General features: G+C 67.4%; 1 protein-coding gene. It reads right to left on the bottom strand.

All coding sequences use genetic code 11. The features are described 5' to 3' along the window. On the bottom strand, positions 1-439 hold a 439-nt coding region (locus EOA29_RS40120), incomplete at both ends, for an efflux RND transporter permease subunit (RefSeq protein WP_145970191.1).

Here is a 439-nt window from a genome sequence, read left to right as displayed (position 1 = left end):
GTGTTGCGACCGAGCCGCGATCGGCCTCGCGCGAGCGCGTCACGACATCGATCAGATAGGTGGCGTCGCGCACCTGCGTGATCGTCGCGCCGCCGACGGTGCTGTTCAGCGCGCTGGCGATGTCGGACGAGGTGATGCCGAGCTGGCGCGCCTTGTCCTGCAGCACGCCGACTCTCAGCACCCGCTGCGGCTCGTTCCAGTCGAAGGTGGGTGCTCCAAGCTTCGAGTTGGCCGAAATCAAGCCTGCGAATTGCTGCGCCAGTTCGCGCACGGTCTGGATGTCGGGACCGCCGACGCGGTACTGCACGGGGCGTCCGACCGGCGGCCCGAGCTCGAGCGGCTTGACGAAGGCATCGGTGCCGACGAACTCCTCGCGCAGCAGCTTTTCCAGCGCCGGCTTCACCCGGTTGCGCGCCTCTATGCTCTTGGTGACGATGAC

It is taken from the genome of Mesorhizobium sp. M1E.F.Ca.ET.063.01.1.1 (genome assembly GCF_003998155.1).
In the GTDB taxonomy this organism is placed as follows: domain Bacteria; phylum Pseudomonadota; class Alphaproteobacteria; order Rhizobiales; family Rhizobiaceae; genus Mesorhizobium.
This window is presented reverse-complemented; position numbering and strand designations above follow the sequence as displayed.